Origin of the sequence: Cellulomonas uda (assembly GCF_006538705.1) — a bacterium.
Classification (GTDB): domain Bacteria; phylum Actinomycetota; class Actinomycetes; order Actinomycetales; family Cellulomonadaceae; genus Cellulomonas; species Cellulomonas uda.
Genome location: NZ_BJLP01000068.1, coordinates 1 through 16,102 on the forward strand (window position 1 = coordinate 1; position 16,102 = coordinate 16,102).

Sequence of the window (16,102 nt, forward strand, 5' to 3'; positions counted from 1 at the left end):
CGTGCCGCCCACCCTCGGGTGAGAGCGCACGACGAGCCGCCCGCACCACCCCTTGCACCATTCCGTCCGCCGCAGGCCCGTCCCGGGCCCGGCTAGCGAAGGAAGTAGGACCCCCTTGCTCGACGTCAACGTCTTCGACGAGCTGCGTATCGGCCTGGCCACGGCCGACGACATCCGTGCCTGGTCGCACGGCGAGGTCAAGAAGCCCGAGACCATCAACTACCGGACCCTGAAGCCGGAGAAGGACGGTCTCTTCTGCGAGAAGATCTTCGGTCCCACCCGGGACTGGGAGTGCAACTGCGGCAAGTACAAGCGCGTGCGCTTCAAGGGCATCATCTGCGAGCGCTGCGGCGTCGAGGTGACGCGTTCCAAGGTGCGCCGTGAGCGCATGGGCCACATCGAGCTGGCCGCCCCCGTCACGCACATCTGGTTCTTCAAGGGTGTGCCGTCGCGTCTGGGCTACCTGCTCGACCTGGCGCCCAAGGACCTCGAGAAGGTCATCTACTTCGCGGCCTACATGATCACGTGGGTCGACGAGGAGGGCCGTCACGAGGACCTCCCGAACCTCCAGAACGAGATCGACCTGGAGCGCAAGGAGATCGCGGACCGCCGCGACAACGACATCAACAACCGTGCCGCCAAGCTCGAGGCCGACCTGGCCGAGCTCGAGGCGGAGGGTGCCAAGGCCGACGCACGGCGCAAGGTGCGCGACTCGGCCGAGCGGGAGATGGCGCAGATCCGCAAGCGTGCGGACGCGGAGATCGAGCGCCTCGAGCAGGTCTGGGACCGGTTCAAGAACCTCAAGGTCGCGGACCTCGAGGGCGACGAGATGCTCTACCGCCAGCTCCAGGACCGCTACGGCAACTACTTCGAGGGCTCGATGGGCGCCGCGGCGATCCAGAAGCGCCTCGAGGCGTTCGACCTGGAGGCGGAGTCGGAGAACCTGCGCGAGATCATCAAGACGGGCAAGGGCCAGCGCAAGACGCGTGCCCTCAAGCGTCTGAAGGTCGTCAACGCGTTCCTCACGACGAACAACTCGCCGACGGGCATGGTCCTCGACGCGGTCCCGGTCATCCCGCCGGACCTGCGCCCGATGGTCCAGCTCGACGGTGGCCGGTTCGCCACCTCGGACCTGAACGACCTGTACCGCCGCGTCATCAACCGGAACAACCGCCTCAAGCGGCTCCTGGACCTGGGCGCGCCGGAGATCATCGTCAACAACGAGAAGCGGATGCTCCAGGAGGCCGTGGACTCGCTGTTCGACAACGGCCGCCGCGGCCGCCCGGTCACGGGCCCCGGCAACCGTCCGCTGAAGTCGATCTCCGACATGCTCAAGGGCAAGCAGGGCCGGTTCCGCCAGAACCTGCTCGGCAAGCGCGTCGACTACTCGGGCCGTTCGGTCATCGTCGTCGGCCCGCAGCTCAAGCTGCACCAGTGCGGCCTGCCGAAGCAGATGGCGCTCGAGCTGTTCAAGCCGTTCGTCATGAAGCGCCTGGTGGACCTCAACCACGCGCAGAACATCAAGTCCGCCAAGCGCATGGTCGAGCGCGCCCGCCCGGTCGTGTGGGACGTGCTCGAGGAGGTCATCACCGAGCACCCGGTGCTGCTGAACCGTGCGCCCACGCTGCACCGTCTGGGCATCCAGGCGTTCGAGCCGCAGCTGGTCGAGGGCAAGGCGATCCACCTGCACCCGCTCGTCTGCGCCGCGTTCAACGCGGACTTCGACGGTGACCAGATGGCCGTCCACCTGCCCCTGAGCGCGGAGGCGCAGGCCGAGGCCCGCATCCTCATGCTCTCGAGCAACAACATCCTCAAGCCGTCGGACGGTCGTCCGGTGACCATGCCCTCGCAGGACATGATCATCGGCCTGTACCACCTGACGTCCGACAAGCCGGGTGCCGAGGGCGAGGGCCGTGCGTTCAGCTCGGTCGCCGAGGCCGTCATGGCGTTCGACCAGGGCACGCTCGACCTCAACGCGGTCGTGAAGATCCGGTTCGACGACCTGGTGCTGCCCGAGGAGGACGCGCCCGAGGGCTACGAGTACGGCCAGACCCTGCTGTTCGAGACGACGCTGGGCCGCGCGCTGTTCAACGAGCTGCTCCCGGTCGACTACCCGTACGAGAACGGCGTCGTCGACAAGAAGCGGCTGTCCGTGATCGTGAACGACCTCGCGGAGCGCTACCCCAAGGTGGCCGTCGCGGCGTCGCTCGACGCCCTGAAGGAGGCCGGCTTCCGCTGGGCCACCCGCTCGGGCGTGACGATCGCGATCTCCGACGTCGCCACGCCGGCGGCGAAGGCGGCGATCCTCGAGGAGCACGAGGCGCGCGCGGCGAAGGTGCAGGGCCAGTACGAGAAGGGCCTCATCACCGACGACGAGCGTCGTCAGGAGCTCATCGAGATCTGGACCCAGGCCACCGACAAGGTCGCCAAGTCGATGCAGGAGAACTTCCCTGCGCGCAACACGGTGTTCCGGATGGTCGGCTCGGGCGCGCGTGGTAACTGGATGCAGGTCCGTCAGATCGCCGGTATGCGCGGTCTCGTGGCGAACCCGAAGGGCGAGATCATCCCGCGCCCGATCAAGTCCAACTACCGCGAGGGCCTGTCCGTCCTCGAGTACTTCATCGCGACGCACGGTGCCCGTAAGGGTCTGGCGGACACCGCTCTGCGGACCGCCGACTCGGGTTACCTCACGCGTCGTCTGGTGGACGTCTCGCAGGACGTCATCGTGCGCGAGGACGACTGCGGCACCGAGCGTGGTCTGACCATGCCGATCGGTGTCCCGGGTGCGGACGGCAAGCTGCGCCGCCACGACAAGGTGGAGACGAGCGTCTTCTCGCGCACGCTGGCCACCGACATCGAGGTGGAGGGCGAGGTCATCGGCCGCGCGGGCGACGACGTGGGCGACGTCCTGCTGGACCGCCTGCTCGAGACGGGCGTCGACACCCTCAAGGTGCGGTCGGTGCTCACGTGCGAGTCGCGTGTCGGCACGTGCGCGAAGTGCTACGGCCGCTCGCTGGCCACCGGCAAGCTCGTCGACATCGGTGAGGCCGTCGGCATCATCGCGGCGCAGTCGATCGGTGAGCCCGGCACGCAGCTGACGATGCGTACCTTCCACACCGGTGGTGTCGCCTCCGCGGAGGACATCACGCAGGGTCTGCCGCGTGTCCAGGAGCTCTTCGAGGCCCGCACCCCCAAGGGCGAGGCGCCGATCGCGGAGTTCTCGGGCCGGGTGGCGATCGAGGAGGGTGACCGCTCGCGGCGCATCGTCCTGACGCCGGACGACGGCTCGGAGGAGATCGCGTACCCGATCACCAAGCGCTCGCGTCTGCTGGTGAACGACGGCGACCACGTCGCGGTCGGCACGCAGCTGGTGCAGGGTGCCGTGGACCCGAAGAAGGTCCTGCGCATCCTGGGCCCGCGCAAGACGCAGGAGCACCTGGTCGACGAGGTGCAGGAGGTCTACCGCTCGCAGGGCGTGGACATCCACGACAAGCACATCGAGGTCATCGTGCGGCAGATGCTGCGTCGCGTGACGGTGCTCGACTCCGGCACGACCGACCTGCTGCCCGGCGAGCTCGCCGAGCGCGGGAAGTTCGAGGACGCGAACCGCAGGACGGTCGCCGAGGGCGGTCAGCCGGCCTCGGGTCGTCCGGAGCTCATGGGCATCACGAAGGCGTCGCTCGCGACGGACTCGTGGCTGTCGGCGGCCTCCTTCCAGGAGACGACCCGCGTGCTCACCGAGGCCGCGATGTCGGGTCGGTCCGACCCGCTGCTCGGCCTCAAGGAGAACGTCATCCTCGGCAAGCTCATCCCCGCCGGTACCGGCCTGCCGCGTTACCGCGACATCGCCGTGGAGCCGACCGAGGAGGCCAAGGCCGAGCTGTACCCGACGTTCGGCTACGACGAGATCGACTTCCCCGCCCTGGGCTTCGGCTCGGGTGAGGCGATCCCGCTCGAGGACATCGACTTCGGCGACCTGCGCTGACGTCGGTCTCCTGACCTGACCCGAGGGGGTCCACCGCATGACGGTGGGCCCCCTCGGGCGTCCCGGCCCCGCGCGCCGAGGGGTCGGACGCGGTCCCCGACGGGTGGCCCGCGTCCGCGCGGTGGGGGTTGGTCAAGGTGCTGCGGGTGCACCGCCGGGAGGGCCGCTGGCCGGGTGCGGCGGCGTCCTGCTCCTGACCGCGGCGGCGCCGACGCAGGTGGCGGGGCTGCGCCGGGGGAGCGGGCATGTGGCGGGGAGCGTCACAGTCGTGGTCCTTTGACGGTGCTATGGCGGCCAGGTAACGTTGGACTCTGTGCCCGCGCCGTCGGGCCCTCGCGCGTGCACTCGCACGGACGCGGTCCGGTTCGCCGGACGGACGTCACGACGAGTGCGGCAAGCGATCCCCCGCCACTCGCGCGGCTCCCGCCGCCCAGCTCCTGCTGGGCCTCGGCGCCGCAGAGGACCGGGGCGACACGCCCGAGCGCGGGGGTCGGTGCGGGAGGAAAGACCAGGCGATAGCCGCGCGACGGGCGGCGACTCGCGCACTTGCCGGCCGTCCTGGGTGACGGGGTCCGGTCGACCAGAGCTCATCTACCAGACGGAGACGTAGTGCCTACGATCCAGCAGCTGGTCCGCAAGGGCCGGCAGGCGAAGACGAACAAGTCGAAGACGCCTGCCCTCAAGGGCAGCCCCCAGCGTCGCGGTGTGTGCACGCGCGTGTACACCACGACCCCCAAGAAGCCGAACTCCGCCCTGCGCAAGGTCGCCCGTGTGCGCCTGTCGTCGGGTGTCGAGGTCACGGCGTACATCCCCGGCGTGGGCCACAACCTCCAGGAGCACTCGATCGTGCTCGTCCGCGGCGGTCGTGTGAAGGACCTCCCCGGTGTCCGCTACAAGATCGTGCGCGGCGCGCTCGACACGCAGGGCGTGAAGAACCGCAAGCAGGCGCGCAGCCGCTACGGCGCGAAGAAGGGCTGAACCGATGCCTCGTAAGGGTCCCGCCCCGAAGCGGCCGCTGATCGTCGACCCCGTCTACGGGTCGCCGGTCGTCACGCAGCTCATCAACAAGATCCTCCTCGACGGCAAGAAGACCGTCGCCGAGTCGATCGTCTACGGCGCGCTCGAGGGCGTTCGCGAGAAGACCCAGCAGGACCCGGTCGTCGTGCTCAAGCGCGCGCTCGACAACGTGCGTCCGTCGCTCGAGGTCAAGTCGCGTCGCGTCGGTGGCGCCACCTACCAGGTGCCGATCGACGTGCGCCCCGTGCGCTCCACGACGCTCGCGCTGCGCTGGCTCACCGACTACTCGCGCGCTCGTCGCGAGAAGACGATGACCGAGCGCCTCATGAACGAGATCCTCGACGCGTCCAACGGCCTCGGTGCCGCTGTGAAGCGCCGCGAGGACATGCACAAGATGGCCGAGTCCAACCGGGCCTTCGCGCACTACCGCTGGTGATTCCAGCCGGTGCGGCCGGCACGCGACAGCGTGTGCCGGCCGCACACCGAGCCAACCGACAAGGGGCAGACCAACGTGGCACTTGACGTGCTGACGGACCTCACGAAGGTCCGCAACATCGGCATCATGGCGCACATCGATGCCGGCAAGACGACGACCACCGAGCGGATCCTGTTCTACACCGGGGTCAACTACAAGATCGGTGAGACGCACGACGGTGCGTCGACGATGGACTGGATGGAGCAGGAGCAGGAGCGCGGCATCACGATCACGTCCGCCGCGACGACCTGCTACTGGAAGAACAACCAGATCAACATCATCGACACGCCCGGTCACGTGGACTTCACCGTCGAGGTCGAGCGCTCGCTGCGCGTCCTCGACGGCGCCGTCGCCGTGTTCGACGGCAAGGAGGGCGTGGAGCCCCAGTCGGAGACCGTGTGGCGCCAGGCCGACAAGTACGACGTCCCGCGCATCTGCTTCGTCAACAAGATGGACAAGCTGGGTGCGGACTTCTACTTCACGGTGAAGACGATCGTGGACCGCCTCAAGGCCAAGCCGCTGGTCCTCCAGCTGCCCATCGGCTCCGAGAGCGACTTCATCGGCGTCGTGGACCTGGTCGAGCAGCGTGCGCTCGTCTGGCGCGGTGAGACCGCGCTCGGCGAGAAGTACGAGGTCGAGGACATCCCGGCCGACCTGGTGGAGAAGGCGGAGCAGTACCGCGCCGAGCTCATCGAGGCCGTCGCCGAGACCGACGAGGCGCTGCTCGAGAAGTACCTCGGCGGCGAGGAGCTCACGGTCGCCGAGATCAAGGCGGGCATCCGCAAGCTCACGGTCGCCTCCGAGGCCTACCCGGTGCTGTGCGGCTCGGCGTTCAAGAACAAGGGCGTGCAGCCCATGCTCGACGCCGTGATCGACTACCTGCCGACGCCGCTGGACGTGCCGGCCGTCGAGGGCCACGACGTCAAGGACGCCGAGGTCGTCATCGAGCGCCACCCCGACGCCTCCGAGCCGTTCGCGGCGCTGGCGTTCAAGGTCGCCGCGCACCCGTTCTTCGGCAAGCTCACCTACGTCCGCGTGTACTCGGGCAAGGTCGAGCAGGGCGCCCAGGTCCTCAACGCGACCAAGGGCAAGAAGGAGCGCATCGGCAAGCTGTTCCAGATGCACTCCAACAAGGAGAACCCTGTCGGCGAGGCGCAGGCGGGGCACATCTACGCCTTCATCGGCCTCAAGGACGTCACGACCGGTGACACGCTCACCGACCCGAGCGCGCCCGTCGTGCTCGAGTCGATGACGTTCCCCGAGCCCGTCATCGACGTCGCGATCGAGCCGAAGACCAAGGGCGACCAGGAGAAGCTCTCCATCGCGATCCAGAAGCTCGCCGAGGAGGACCCGACGTTCCGGGTCAAGCTCGACGAGGAGACCGGCCAGACCGTCATCGGCGGCATGGGCGAGCTCCACCTCGACATCCTCGTCGACCGCATGCGTCGCGAGTTCAAGGTCGAGGCCAACGTCGGCAAGCCGCAGGTCGCGTACCGCGAGACGATCCGTCGCAAGGTCGAGAAGCTCGACTACACGCACAAGAAGCAGACCGGTGGTTCGGGCCAGTACGCGAAGGTCCAGGTGACCTTCGAGCCGCTCGAGTCCGACGAGGGCGAGCTGTACCAGTTCGAGAACGCGGTCACCGGTGGCCGCGTCCCGCGCGAGTACATCCCTTCGGTCGACGCCGGTATCCAGAGCGCGATGCAGCTCGGCGTGCTCGCGGGCTACCCGCTCGTGGGCATCAAGGCGACGCTCATCGACGGTGCGGCGCACGACGTCGACTCCTCGGAGATGGCGTTCAAGATCGCCGGCTCGATGGTCCTCAAGGAGGCGGTCCGCAAGGCCGACCCGGTTCTTCTCGAGCCGGTCATGGCCGTCGAGGTCCGCACCCCCGAGGACTACATGGGTGATGTCATCGGCGACCTGAACTCGCGCCGCGGCATGATCCAGTCCATGGAGGACGCGACGGGCGTGAAGGTGATCCGCGCCCAGGTGCCGCTCTCCGAGATGTTCGGGTACGTCGGTGACCTTCGGTCGAAGACCCAGGGTCGTGCGGTGTACTCGATGCAGTTCGACAGCTACGCCGAGGTTCCTCGTAACGTGGCCGAAGAGATCATCAAGAAGACCCGGGGCGAGTAAGTCCCACAGGTCGAAACCTGTAGTTCCATCACACAAACCGACCCGTGGGGCCGCACGTCCTGCCGGTACCTTCCGGTACCTGCAGCCGGGCAGTCTCTACCAAGTCCTGAGGAGGACACCTAGTGGGCAAGGCGAAGTTCGAGCGGACGAAGCCGCACGTCAACATCGGGACCATCGGTCACGTCGACCACGGCAAGACGACGCTGACCGCCGCGATCTCGAAGGTGCTGCACGACAAGTACCCCGACCTGAACCCCTTCACGCCGTTCGACGAGATCGACAAGGCGCCGGAGGAGAAGCAGCGCGGTATCACGATCAACATCGCGCACGTCGAGTACCAGACCGAGAAGCGTCACTACGCGCACGTCGACGCCCCCGGTCACGCCGACTACATCAAGAACATGATCACGGGTGCGGCGCAGATGGACGGCGCCATCCTCGTGGTCGCGGCGACGGACGGCCCGATGGCCCAGACGCGTGAGCACGTCCTGCTCGCCCGTCAGGTCGGCGTGCCCTACCTGCTCGTGGCGCTGAACAAGACCGACATGGTCGACGACGAGGAGATCCTGGACCTCGTCGAGATGGAGGTGCGCGAGCTCCTCACGTCGCAGGGCTTCCCCGGCGACGACGTCCCGGTGATCCGCGTCTCGGGCCTCAAGGCGCTCGAGGGCGACCCCACCTGGGTCAAGTCGGTCGAGGACCTGCTCGACGCCGTCGACGAGAACGTGCCGGACCCGGTGCGTGACATCGACAAGCCGTTCCTCATGCCGATCGAGGACGTCTTCACGATCACCGGTCGTGGCACCGTCGTGACGGGCCGCGTCGAGCGCGGTCAGCTCAAGGTGAACGAGGAGGTGGAGATCGTCGGCATCAAGGAGAAGGCGATCAAGACCACGGTCACCGGCGTCGAGATGTTCCGCAAGCTGCTCGACTACGCCGAGGCCGGCGAGAACGTCGGTCTGCTCCTGCGCGGCACGAAGCGCGAGGAGGTCGAGCGCGGCCAGGTCGTCGTCAAGCCCGGCTCGATCACGCCGCACACGGAGTTCGAGGGCCAGGTCTACATCCTGGCCAAGGACGAGGGTGGCCGTCACAACCCGTTCTACGGGAACTACCGCCCGCAGTTCTACTTCCGCACGACGGACGTCACCGGCGTCATCACGCTGCCCGAGGGCACCGAGATGGTCATGCCCGGTGACAACACCGAGATCCACGTGAACCTCATCCAGCCCATCGCGATGGAGGAGGGCCTCGGCTTCGCCATCCGCGAGGGTGGCCGCACCGTCGGCTCGGGCCGCGTCACGAAGATCCTCAAGTGATCCGAGCCCTTCGGGGCTGATCGCACCACGCAGGGCCCGGGAGCTTCGGCTCCCGGGCCCTGCGTGTGTCCCGACCCCCGCTCCGCGCTGCCCCGCGGAGCGGGGAAGAGGTGCCGGTCAGGGCGGTCCAAAACGTTTCACCCCGCGGGTGTTTCGTCCGGATCCCTCGCGTGCGCGCGGCGCGCGCGGTTAGCGTCCTGCGCATGTCCGCTGAGCTCCCTCCGCCGCGTGACGCGGCCGGCCGTCGCGACGCCGCGACCGCCGTCGACACGCCCCCCTCCTCCCCGTCCTTCGACTCGGTCGTCGCCTCCTCGGCGTCGGGCCCCGCACCCGCGGGGCGCGGCAAGGTCGTCGGCTGGGTGGTCGGCATCGCCATCGCCGTCGTCCTCGGCATCGGCGCCTACGCCGTGCTGGGCGGTGGCTCCGACGACGACGCGGCCGGCGACGACGCCGACGCCGCCACGAACGCCTCGATCGCACGCGGCGACGCGACCTCCGCGCAGCTGCGCATCGAGGGCTCGGTCGGCGCGGTGCAGCTGAGCGCGGACGCGCCGGCCGACAAGCTGCTCGCGCTGGGTGCCACCGGCGCCGACGCCGCCGCGCAGGCCACCGAGGGCAGCCCGGCGGTCGCGACGCTCTCCGGCGAGTCGTCGACCGTGCAGGTCGCCCCGGACGCCCAGTGGTCGGTCGTCCTCGACGTGCAGACCGACACCGTCTCCGGTGACCTCTCGGCGGCGGACGTCGCCGAGCTGCGGGTCGTCGCGGGCACCCGGTCGGTCGACGTGCACCTGGGTGAGCCGACGGGCACGTCCGTGATCAACCTCGAGGCCGGCCTCGGCTCGTTCCTGCTCACCGTGCCCGACGGGGTCGGGGTCAAGGTCGTCGTCCAGGGCGGCGCCGGCCAGGTCATGATCGACGACGTGACCGAGAACTCGGTCACGTCGGGCTCGACGTTCACCACCGAGGGCTTCGTCGAGGCGGACCCGCACTACGTCGTCGAGGTGCCGAGCGGCGTCGGGACGCTCATGGTGCACCACGGCTGAGCACGAGCCGGCTGAGCACGAGCCGGCCGAGCGCACACCGCGCAGGTCGCAGGAGCCGTCCACCACCCCCGGGGCGTGGGCGGCTCCTGCGCGTGCCCGGCGACGGGAACCGCGCACCCGCCGCACGGTGCTCGTGGGCCTCGGTGTGCTCGTCGTCGCGCTCGCAGCGGTGGTCGCCGTGACCGTGCTCGACGCCGACGATGCGCCGCGCGCCTGCTCCCGCACCGCCGAGGCGCCCACCGGTGGGACGGTGCGGACGGTCGCGCAGGGGGCGCAGCTCGCCGTCGGTGACGCGCGGCTCGGGGTCGGGGGACTGTCCGACGACGGGTGCACCGTCACGACGTTCGGCGACGTGGCGTCGCTCGAGGTGGTGCGGGGCCGCCCGCGCGCTGCCGTGGAGTGAGTCCGAGGTCACGACCGGGCCCGGTTGGAGTTCGACGGCCTCGTCTGGCACACTGTTCAGGTTGCCCGCTACGGGTGTGCCTTCGTGTGCGCCTGAGGCAGGGCAGACAGACGTGGCGAACCGCGTCAGCCCCGGGGTCCACCCGGTGGTGGCGGTTCGACGACAACCACCGATCCTGTACCGCACGGTACGCAGCGCCCTGGTGCGTCGCTCAACGCGACACGCCCGAGCGCGGGGGTCGGACAGGACTGGTTCGAAGAGAGAGAAGTAGAGGACGCCATGGCGGGACAGAAGATCCGCATCCGGCTCAAGTCCTACGACCACGAGGTCATCGACAGCTCGGCGCGCAAGATCGTCGACACGGTGACTCGCGCTGGTGCGTCGGTCGTGGGTCCGGTGCCGCTGCCGACGGAGAAGAACGTCTTCTGCGTCATCCGGTCGCCCCACAAGTACAAGGACAGCCGCGAGCACTTCGAGATGCGTACGCACAAGCGGCTGATCGACATCATCGACCCCACGCCGAAGGCCGTCGACTCGCTCATGCGTCTCGACCTGCCTGCGGACGTGAACATCGAGATCAAGCTCTGATCGCTGGGAAGGAACTGATCCTCATGGCTACCCAGCAGAACGCGCGCCCCGTCACGGCGCTGCTCGGCCGCAAGCTCGGCATGACCCAGCTGTGGGACGAGGCCGGTCGCCTCGTGCCCGTCACGGTCGTCGAGATCGGCACGAACGTGGTGACGCAGGTCCGCTCCGCTGAGGCTGACGGCTACGCGGCTGTCCAGCTGGCCTTCGGCCAGATCGACCCGCGCAAGGTCACCAAGCCGCTCAAGGGCCACTTCGAGAAGGCGGGGGTCACCCCCCGTCGGCACGTGGCTGAGATCCGCACGTCGAACGCGGCCGAGTTCACGCTCGGCCAGGAGCTCGACGCGACCGTCTTCGAGGCAGGCCAGCTCGTCGACGTCATCGGTACCACCAAGGGCAAGGGCACCGCCGGTGTCATGAAGCGTCACGGCTTCTCCGGCGTGAGCGCGTCCCACGGTGCGCACCGCAATCACCGCAAGCCGGGCTCGATCGGTGGCGCGTCGACGCCGTCGCGCGTGTTCAAGGGCCTGCGTATGGCCGGTCGGATGGGCGTCGCCCGTCAGACCACCCAGAACCTGACCGTGCACGCGGTCGACGCCGAGCGGGGCCTCCTGCTCGTCAAGGGTGCCGTCCCCGGCCCCAAGAACGGCGTCGTCGTCGTGCGTACCGCTGTGAAGGGTGCGTGACCTCGATGAGCGACACGCTGACCGTCGACGTCCTGGACCCGAAGGGCAAGAAGGCCGGTACGGCCGACCTGCCCGGTGAGGTCTTCGACGCCCCGACCAACGTCCCGCTGATCCACCAGGTGGTCGTCGCGCAGCTCGCGGCGGCTCGCCAGGGCACTCACGACACCAAGACGCGTGGTGAGGTCCGTGGTGGCGGCAAGAAGCCGTACAAGCAGAAGGGCACCGGTCGCGCCCGGCAGGGCTCGACGCGTGCTCCGCAGTTCGCCGGCGGTGGCACCGTCCACGGCCCGCAGCCGCGTGACTACTCGCAGCGCACCCCCAAGAAGATGAAGGCCGCGGCGCTCCGCGGTGCTCTCTCGGACCGCGCCCGCGCCGGTCGCGTGCACGTCGTCTCCGGCTTCGCGCCGGGTGAGGCCCCGTCGACGAAGGCCGCTCTCGCGGTGCTCGACAACCTCACCGTGCGTCGCCACGTCCTCGTGGTCGTGGAGCGCTCGGACGAGATCACGTGGAAGTCGCTGCGCAACGTCGAGCGCGTGCACCTGCTCGTCGCGGACCAGCTCAACACCTACGACGTCCTCGTCTCGGACGACGTGGTCTTCACGCAGGGGGCGCTCGACGCGTTCCTCGCGGGCCCGACCAAGGGCGCGAAGGCGACGGCGACCTCGACCGAGGCCGAGGAGGAGTCCAAGTGACCAACGTCGGCAAGGACCCCCGCGACATCCTGATCGCGCCGGTGGTCTCCGAGAAGAGCTACGGCCTGCTCGACGAGGGCAAGTACACGTTCCTCGTCGACCCGCGGGCGAACAAGACCGAGATCAAGATCGCCGTCGAGCAGGTGTTCGGCGTGAAGGTCGACTCGGTCAACACCGCCAACCGTCAGGGCAAGGCCCGCCGGACCCGTTTCGGCATCGGCCGCCGCAAGGACACGAAGCGTGCGATCGTCACCCTCCGCGAGGGAACGATCGACATCTTCGGTGGTCCGGTCGGCTGAGAAGGACTGAGGACTCATGGGTATCCGTAAGTACAAGCCGACGACGCCGGGTCGCCGTGGCTCGAGCGTGGCCGACTTCGTCGAGATCACGCGCTCCACGCCGGAGAAGTCGCTCGTCAAGCCGCTGACCAAGTCGGGCGGCCGCAACAACACGGGTCGTGTGACGACGCGTCACCACGGTGGCGGGCACAAGCGCGCCTACCGCGTGATCGACTTCCGTCGTCACGACAAGGACGGCGTGCCGGCCAAGGTCGCGCACATCGAGTACGACCCCAACCGCACCGCGCGCATCGCGCTGCTGCACTACGCGGACGGCGAGAAGCGCTACATCATCGCGCCGAACAAGCTGTCGCAGGGTGACGTCGTCGAGGCCGGTGCCGGCGCCGACATCAAGCCCGGCAACAACCTGCCGCTGCGCAACATCCCGACCGGTACGGTCATCCACGCCATCGAGCTGCGGCCCGGCGGCGGTGCGAAGATCGCCCGCTCGGCCGGGACCTCGGTGCAGCTCGTCGCGAAGGACGGCCCGTACGCGCAGCTGCGCATGCCGTCCGGCGAGATCCGCAACGTCGACCTGCGCTGCCGCGCCACGATCGGCGAGGTCGGCAACGCCGAGCAGTCGAACATCAACTGGGGCAAGGCCGGCCGCATGCGCTGGAAGGGCAAGCGCCCGACCGTCCGCGGTGTCGCGATGAACCCGATCGACCACCCGCACGGTGGTGGTGAGGGCAAGACCTCCGGTGGCCGCCACCCGGTGAGCCCGTGGGGTCAGGCCGAGGGCCGTACCCGCCGTCCGAACAAGCCGAGCGACAAGCTCATCGTGCGCCGTCGGCGCACCGGCAAGAAGCGCTGATAGGAGCCCGAGAGAATGCCTCGCAGCCTCAAGAAGGGCCCGTTCGTCGACGGCCACCTCCAGAAGAAGGTCGACGTCCAGAACGAGGCCGGCACGAAGAACGTCATCAAGACGTGGTCGCGTCGTTCGGTCATCACGCCGGACTTCCTCGGCCACACCTTCGCCGTCCACGACGGCCGTAAGCACACCCCGGTGTTCGTGACCGAGGCGATGGTCGGGCACAAGCTCGGCGAGTTCGCCCCGACGCGCACGTTCCGCGGCCACGAGAAGGACGACCGGAAGGGTCGTCGCCGCTGACCCCCGGGTCAGCAGGTGACGCCCTGACGGCAGAGACAGGAGCAGACACGATGGAAGCCAAGGCGAAGGCGCGGTTCGTCCGCGTCACGCCCCAGAAGGCCCGACGCGTCGTCGACCTCATCCGTGGCAAGCAGGCCGGGGAGGCCGTGGCGGTGCTGAAGTTCGCGCCGCAGGCGGCCGCGGAGCCCGTCCTCAAGACGGTGCAGTCGGCGATCGCGAACGCGGTCGAGGGCGCCAAGCGCAACAGCCAGCGTCTCGACGAGGCCAACCTCTACATCTCGGAGGTCTTCGTCGACGAGGGCCCGACCCTGAAGCGGTTCCGTCCGCGTGCGCAGGGTCGCGCCAGCCAGATCCTCAAGCGCACGAGCCACATCACCGTGGTCGTCGCGGAGCGTGAGACGAAGGGACGGTCCTGACAGTGGGGCAGAAGGTCAACCCGCTCGGGTACCGCCTGGGCATCACCACCGATCACCGCTCGCGGTGGTTCGCCGACTCGACCAAGCCGGGTCAGCGTTACCGCGACTACGTCCGCGAGGACGTCCAGATCCGCAAGCTGATGAGCACGGGTCTGGAGCGCGCGGGCATCGCGAAGGTCGAGATCGAGCGCACGCGTGACCGCGTCCGCGTCGACATCCACACCGCCCGCCCGGGCATCGTCATCGGGCGTCGTGGCGCGGAGGCCGACCGCATCCGCGGCGAGCTCGAGAAGCTCACGGGCAAGCAGGTCCAGCTCAACATCCTCGAGGTCAAGAACGCCGAGCTCGAGGCTCAGCTGGTCGCCCAGGGCATCGCCGAGCAGCTCGCGAGCCGCGTGTCCTTCCGCCGTGCGATGCGCAAGGGCATCCAGTCCGCGCAGCGCGCCGGCGCCAAGGGCATCCGCGTGCAGGTCTCCGGCCGTCTCGGCGGCGCGGAGATGAGCCGCACGGAGTTCTACCGCGAGGGTCGTGTGCCGCTGCACACGCTCCGCGCGAACATCGACTACGGGTTCTTCGAGGCCCGCACGACGTTCGGTCGCATCGGCGTCAAGGTGTGGGTCTACAAGGGCGACATGACCGAGAAGGAGTACGCCCGCGAGCAGGCGAGCGCCGCTCCGCGTCCGTCGCGTGGCCCTCGTGGCGACCGCGGCGACCGCGGTGACCGTGGCCCGCGTGGTGGCGGTCGTCGTGAGCGCGAGGCGCAGGCTCCGGCCGCCGCCGAGGCTGCTGTCGAGGTCAACCCCGAGGCGACCCCTGAGACCGGAACGGAGGCCTGAGCCGTGCTGATCCCGCGCAGGCTGAAGCACCGCAAGCAGCACCACCCGAAGCGCTCCGGCGCGGCCACGGGTGGCACCACGATCTCGTTCGGCGAGTACGGCATCCAGGCTCTCGAGCCCGCCTACGTCACGAACCGCCAGATCGAGGCTGCTCGTATCGCGATGACCCGCCACATCAAGCGTGGTGGAAAGGTCTGGATCAACATCTACCCGGACCGTCCGCTCACGAAGAAGCCCGCCGAGACCCGCATGGGTTCCGGCAAGGGCTCGCCCGAGTGGTGGATCGCCAACGTCAAGCCCGGCCGAGTGATGTTCGAGCTCGCCGGCGTCCCGGAGCCCCTGGCGCGCGAGGCCATGCGCCGCGCGCAGCACAAGCTCCCGATGAAGACCCGTTTCGTGGTTCGCGAGGGTGGTAACTGATGGCTATCGGAACCAAGGACCTGGCTCCCAGCGAGCTGGACGCCTTCGACGACGAGAAGCTGGTGAGCGAGCTGAAGAAGGCCAAGGAGGAGCTGTTCAACCTCCGCTTCCAGTCCGCGACCGGCCAGCTCGAGAGCCACGGGCGTCTGAAGGCCGTGCGCCGCGACATCGCGCGGATCTACACCATCCTGCGCGAGCGTGAGCTCGGCATCCGTACCGCGCCGACCGCGAGCGAGTGAGGCTGGACATGACCGAGAAGCACACCACCGCCACGGCCGAGCACCGCGCGTACCGCAAGACGCGCCGGGGCTATGTCGTGAGCGACAAGATGGACAAGACCGTCGTGGTCGAGGTCGAGGACCGGGTCAAGCACCCGCTCTACGGCAAGGTCATCCGCCGCACCTCCAAGGTGAAGGCGCACGACGAGCAGAACACCGCCGGCATCGGCGACCTGGTCCTCATCATGGAGACCCGCCCGCTCAGCGCGACCAAGCGCTGGCGCCTGGTGGAGATCCTGGAGAAGGCCAAGTAAGATCACGCGGCTTCGGCTGCGTGGAACGACCGCCGTCCGGCGGTCATCACAGTTGCCCACGGGCGGCGGGGAAGTCCGGTTCGAGAGCTCGGGCCGGCTCCCCGCCGC

The 16,102-nt window shown here is 68.9% G+C and carries 18 protein-coding genes; all 18 read left to right on the top strand.

What is annotated here, in order from left to right; all coding sequences use genetic code 11:
• Positions 1–115: 115 nt before the first annotated feature.
• Entirely contained in the window at positions 116–3,985 is a 3,870-nt protein-coding gene (locus CUD01_RS15170) for a DNA-directed RNA polymerase subunit beta' (RefSeq protein ID WP_094180760.1), read from the top strand.
• Positions 3,986–4,594: 609 nt separating this feature from the next.
• Positions 4,595–4,963, top strand: a complete 369-nt coding sequence (gene rpsL, locus CUD01_RS15175; protein WP_013882841.1) for a 30S ribosomal protein S12 — start codon at positions 4,595–4,597, stop codon at positions 4,961–4,963.
• A 4-nt stretch (positions 4,964–4,967) separates the two neighbouring features.
• Positions 4,968–5,438, top strand: a complete 471-nt coding sequence (gene rpsG / locus CUD01_RS15180) for a 30S ribosomal protein S7 (protein ID WP_141322334.1) — start codon at positions 4,968–4,970, stop codon at positions 5,436–5,438.
• A gap of 75 nt (positions 5,439–5,513) precedes the next feature.
• Positions 5,514–7,616, top strand: coding sequence for an elongation factor G (fusA, locus tag CUD01_RS15185; protein WP_141322336.1), 2,103 nt, complete (start codon positions 5,514–5,516; stop codon positions 7,614–7,616).
• A gap of 122 nt (positions 7,617–7,738) precedes the next feature.
• On the top strand, positions 7,739–8,932 hold the full coding sequence (gene tuf / locus CUD01_RS15190) for an elongation factor Tu (protein ID WP_094180758.1): 1,194 nt from the start codon (positions 7,739–7,741) through the stop codon (positions 8,930–8,932).
• A gap of 203 nt (positions 8,933–9,135) precedes the next feature.
• On the top strand, positions 9,136–9,975 hold the full coding sequence (locus tag CUD01_RS15195; RefSeq protein WP_141322338.1) for a hypothetical protein: 840 nt from the start codon (positions 9,136–9,138) through the stop codon (positions 9,973–9,975).
• 127 nt (positions 9,976–10,102) lie between these two features.
• The gene (locus CUD01_RS15200; RefSeq protein WP_141322340.1) at positions 10,103–10,378 is read left to right on the top strand and encodes a hypothetical protein; all 276 of its coding nucleotides are present in this window, start codon (positions 10,103–10,105) and stop codon (positions 10,376–10,378) included.
• 279 nt (positions 10,379–10,657) lie between these two features.
• Positions 10,658–10,966, top strand: coding sequence for a 30S ribosomal protein S10 (gene rpsJ / locus CUD01_RS15205; RefSeq protein WP_013117879.1), 309 nt, complete (start codon positions 10,658–10,660; stop codon positions 10,964–10,966).
• Positions 10,967–10,989: 23 nt separating this feature from the next.
• A complete protein-coding gene (gene rplC / locus CUD01_RS15210; protein ID WP_094180755.1) occupies positions 10,990–11,649 on the top strand; it encodes a 50S ribosomal protein L3 in 660 nt (219 codons plus the stop codon).
• A gap of 5 nt (positions 11,650–11,654) precedes the next feature.
• Positions 11,655–12,341 (top strand): 50S ribosomal protein L4, encoded by a 687-nt coding sequence (gene rplD, locus CUD01_RS15215; RefSeq protein ID WP_141322342.1) that lies wholly within the window; start codon positions 11,655–11,657, stop codon positions 12,339–12,341.
• Positions 12,338–12,640: a 50S ribosomal protein L23 gene (rplW, locus tag CUD01_RS15220; RefSeq protein ID WP_048342528.1), complete on the top strand. Its 303-nt coding sequence runs from the start codon at positions 12,338–12,340 to the stop codon at positions 12,638–12,640. The genes rplD and rplW overlap by 4 nt, the downstream gene beginning before the upstream one ends.
• A 16-nt stretch (positions 12,641–12,656) precedes the next feature.
• Positions 12,657–13,493 (top strand): 50S ribosomal protein L2, encoded by an 837-nt coding sequence (rplB, locus tag CUD01_RS15225; RefSeq protein WP_094180754.1) that lies wholly within the window; start codon positions 12,657–12,659, stop codon positions 13,491–13,493.
• A 15-nt stretch (positions 13,494–13,508) separates the two neighbouring features.
• Complete coding sequence (rpsS, locus tag CUD01_RS15230; RefSeq protein WP_013882860.1) at positions 13,509–13,790, top strand: 30S ribosomal protein S19; 282 nt, start codon at positions 13,509–13,511, stop codon at positions 13,788–13,790.
• 50 nt (positions 13,791–13,840) lie between these two features.
• Positions 13,841–14,206: a 50S ribosomal protein L22 gene (gene rplV / locus CUD01_RS15235; RefSeq protein WP_094180753.1), complete on the top strand. Its 366-nt coding sequence runs from the start codon at positions 13,841–13,843 to the stop codon at positions 14,204–14,206.
• A 2-nt stretch (positions 14,207–14,208) separates the two neighbouring features.
• Positions 14,209–15,042, top strand: coding sequence for a 30S ribosomal protein S3 (gene rpsC, locus CUD01_RS15240; protein ID WP_094180752.1), 834 nt, complete (start codon positions 14,209–14,211; stop codon positions 15,040–15,042).
• Positions 15,043–15,045: 3 nt separating this feature from the next.
• Positions 15,046–15,462 (top strand): 50S ribosomal protein L16, encoded by a 417-nt coding sequence (rplP, locus tag CUD01_RS15245; RefSeq protein WP_094180751.1) that lies wholly within the window; start codon positions 15,046–15,048, stop codon positions 15,460–15,462.
• On the top strand, positions 15,462–15,701 hold the full coding sequence (gene rpmC, locus CUD01_RS15250) for a 50S ribosomal protein L29 (protein WP_094180750.1): 240 nt from the start codon (positions 15,462–15,464) through the stop codon (positions 15,699–15,701). Before rplP ends, rpmC begins: the two co-directional genes overlap by 1 nt.
• Before the next feature lie 8 nt (positions 15,702–15,709).
• A complete protein-coding gene (gene rpsQ, locus CUD01_RS15255) occupies positions 15,710–15,994 on the top strand; it encodes a 30S ribosomal protein S17 (RefSeq protein WP_094180749.1) in 285 nt (94 codons plus the stop codon).
• Positions 15,995–16,102 lie beyond the last annotated feature (108 nt).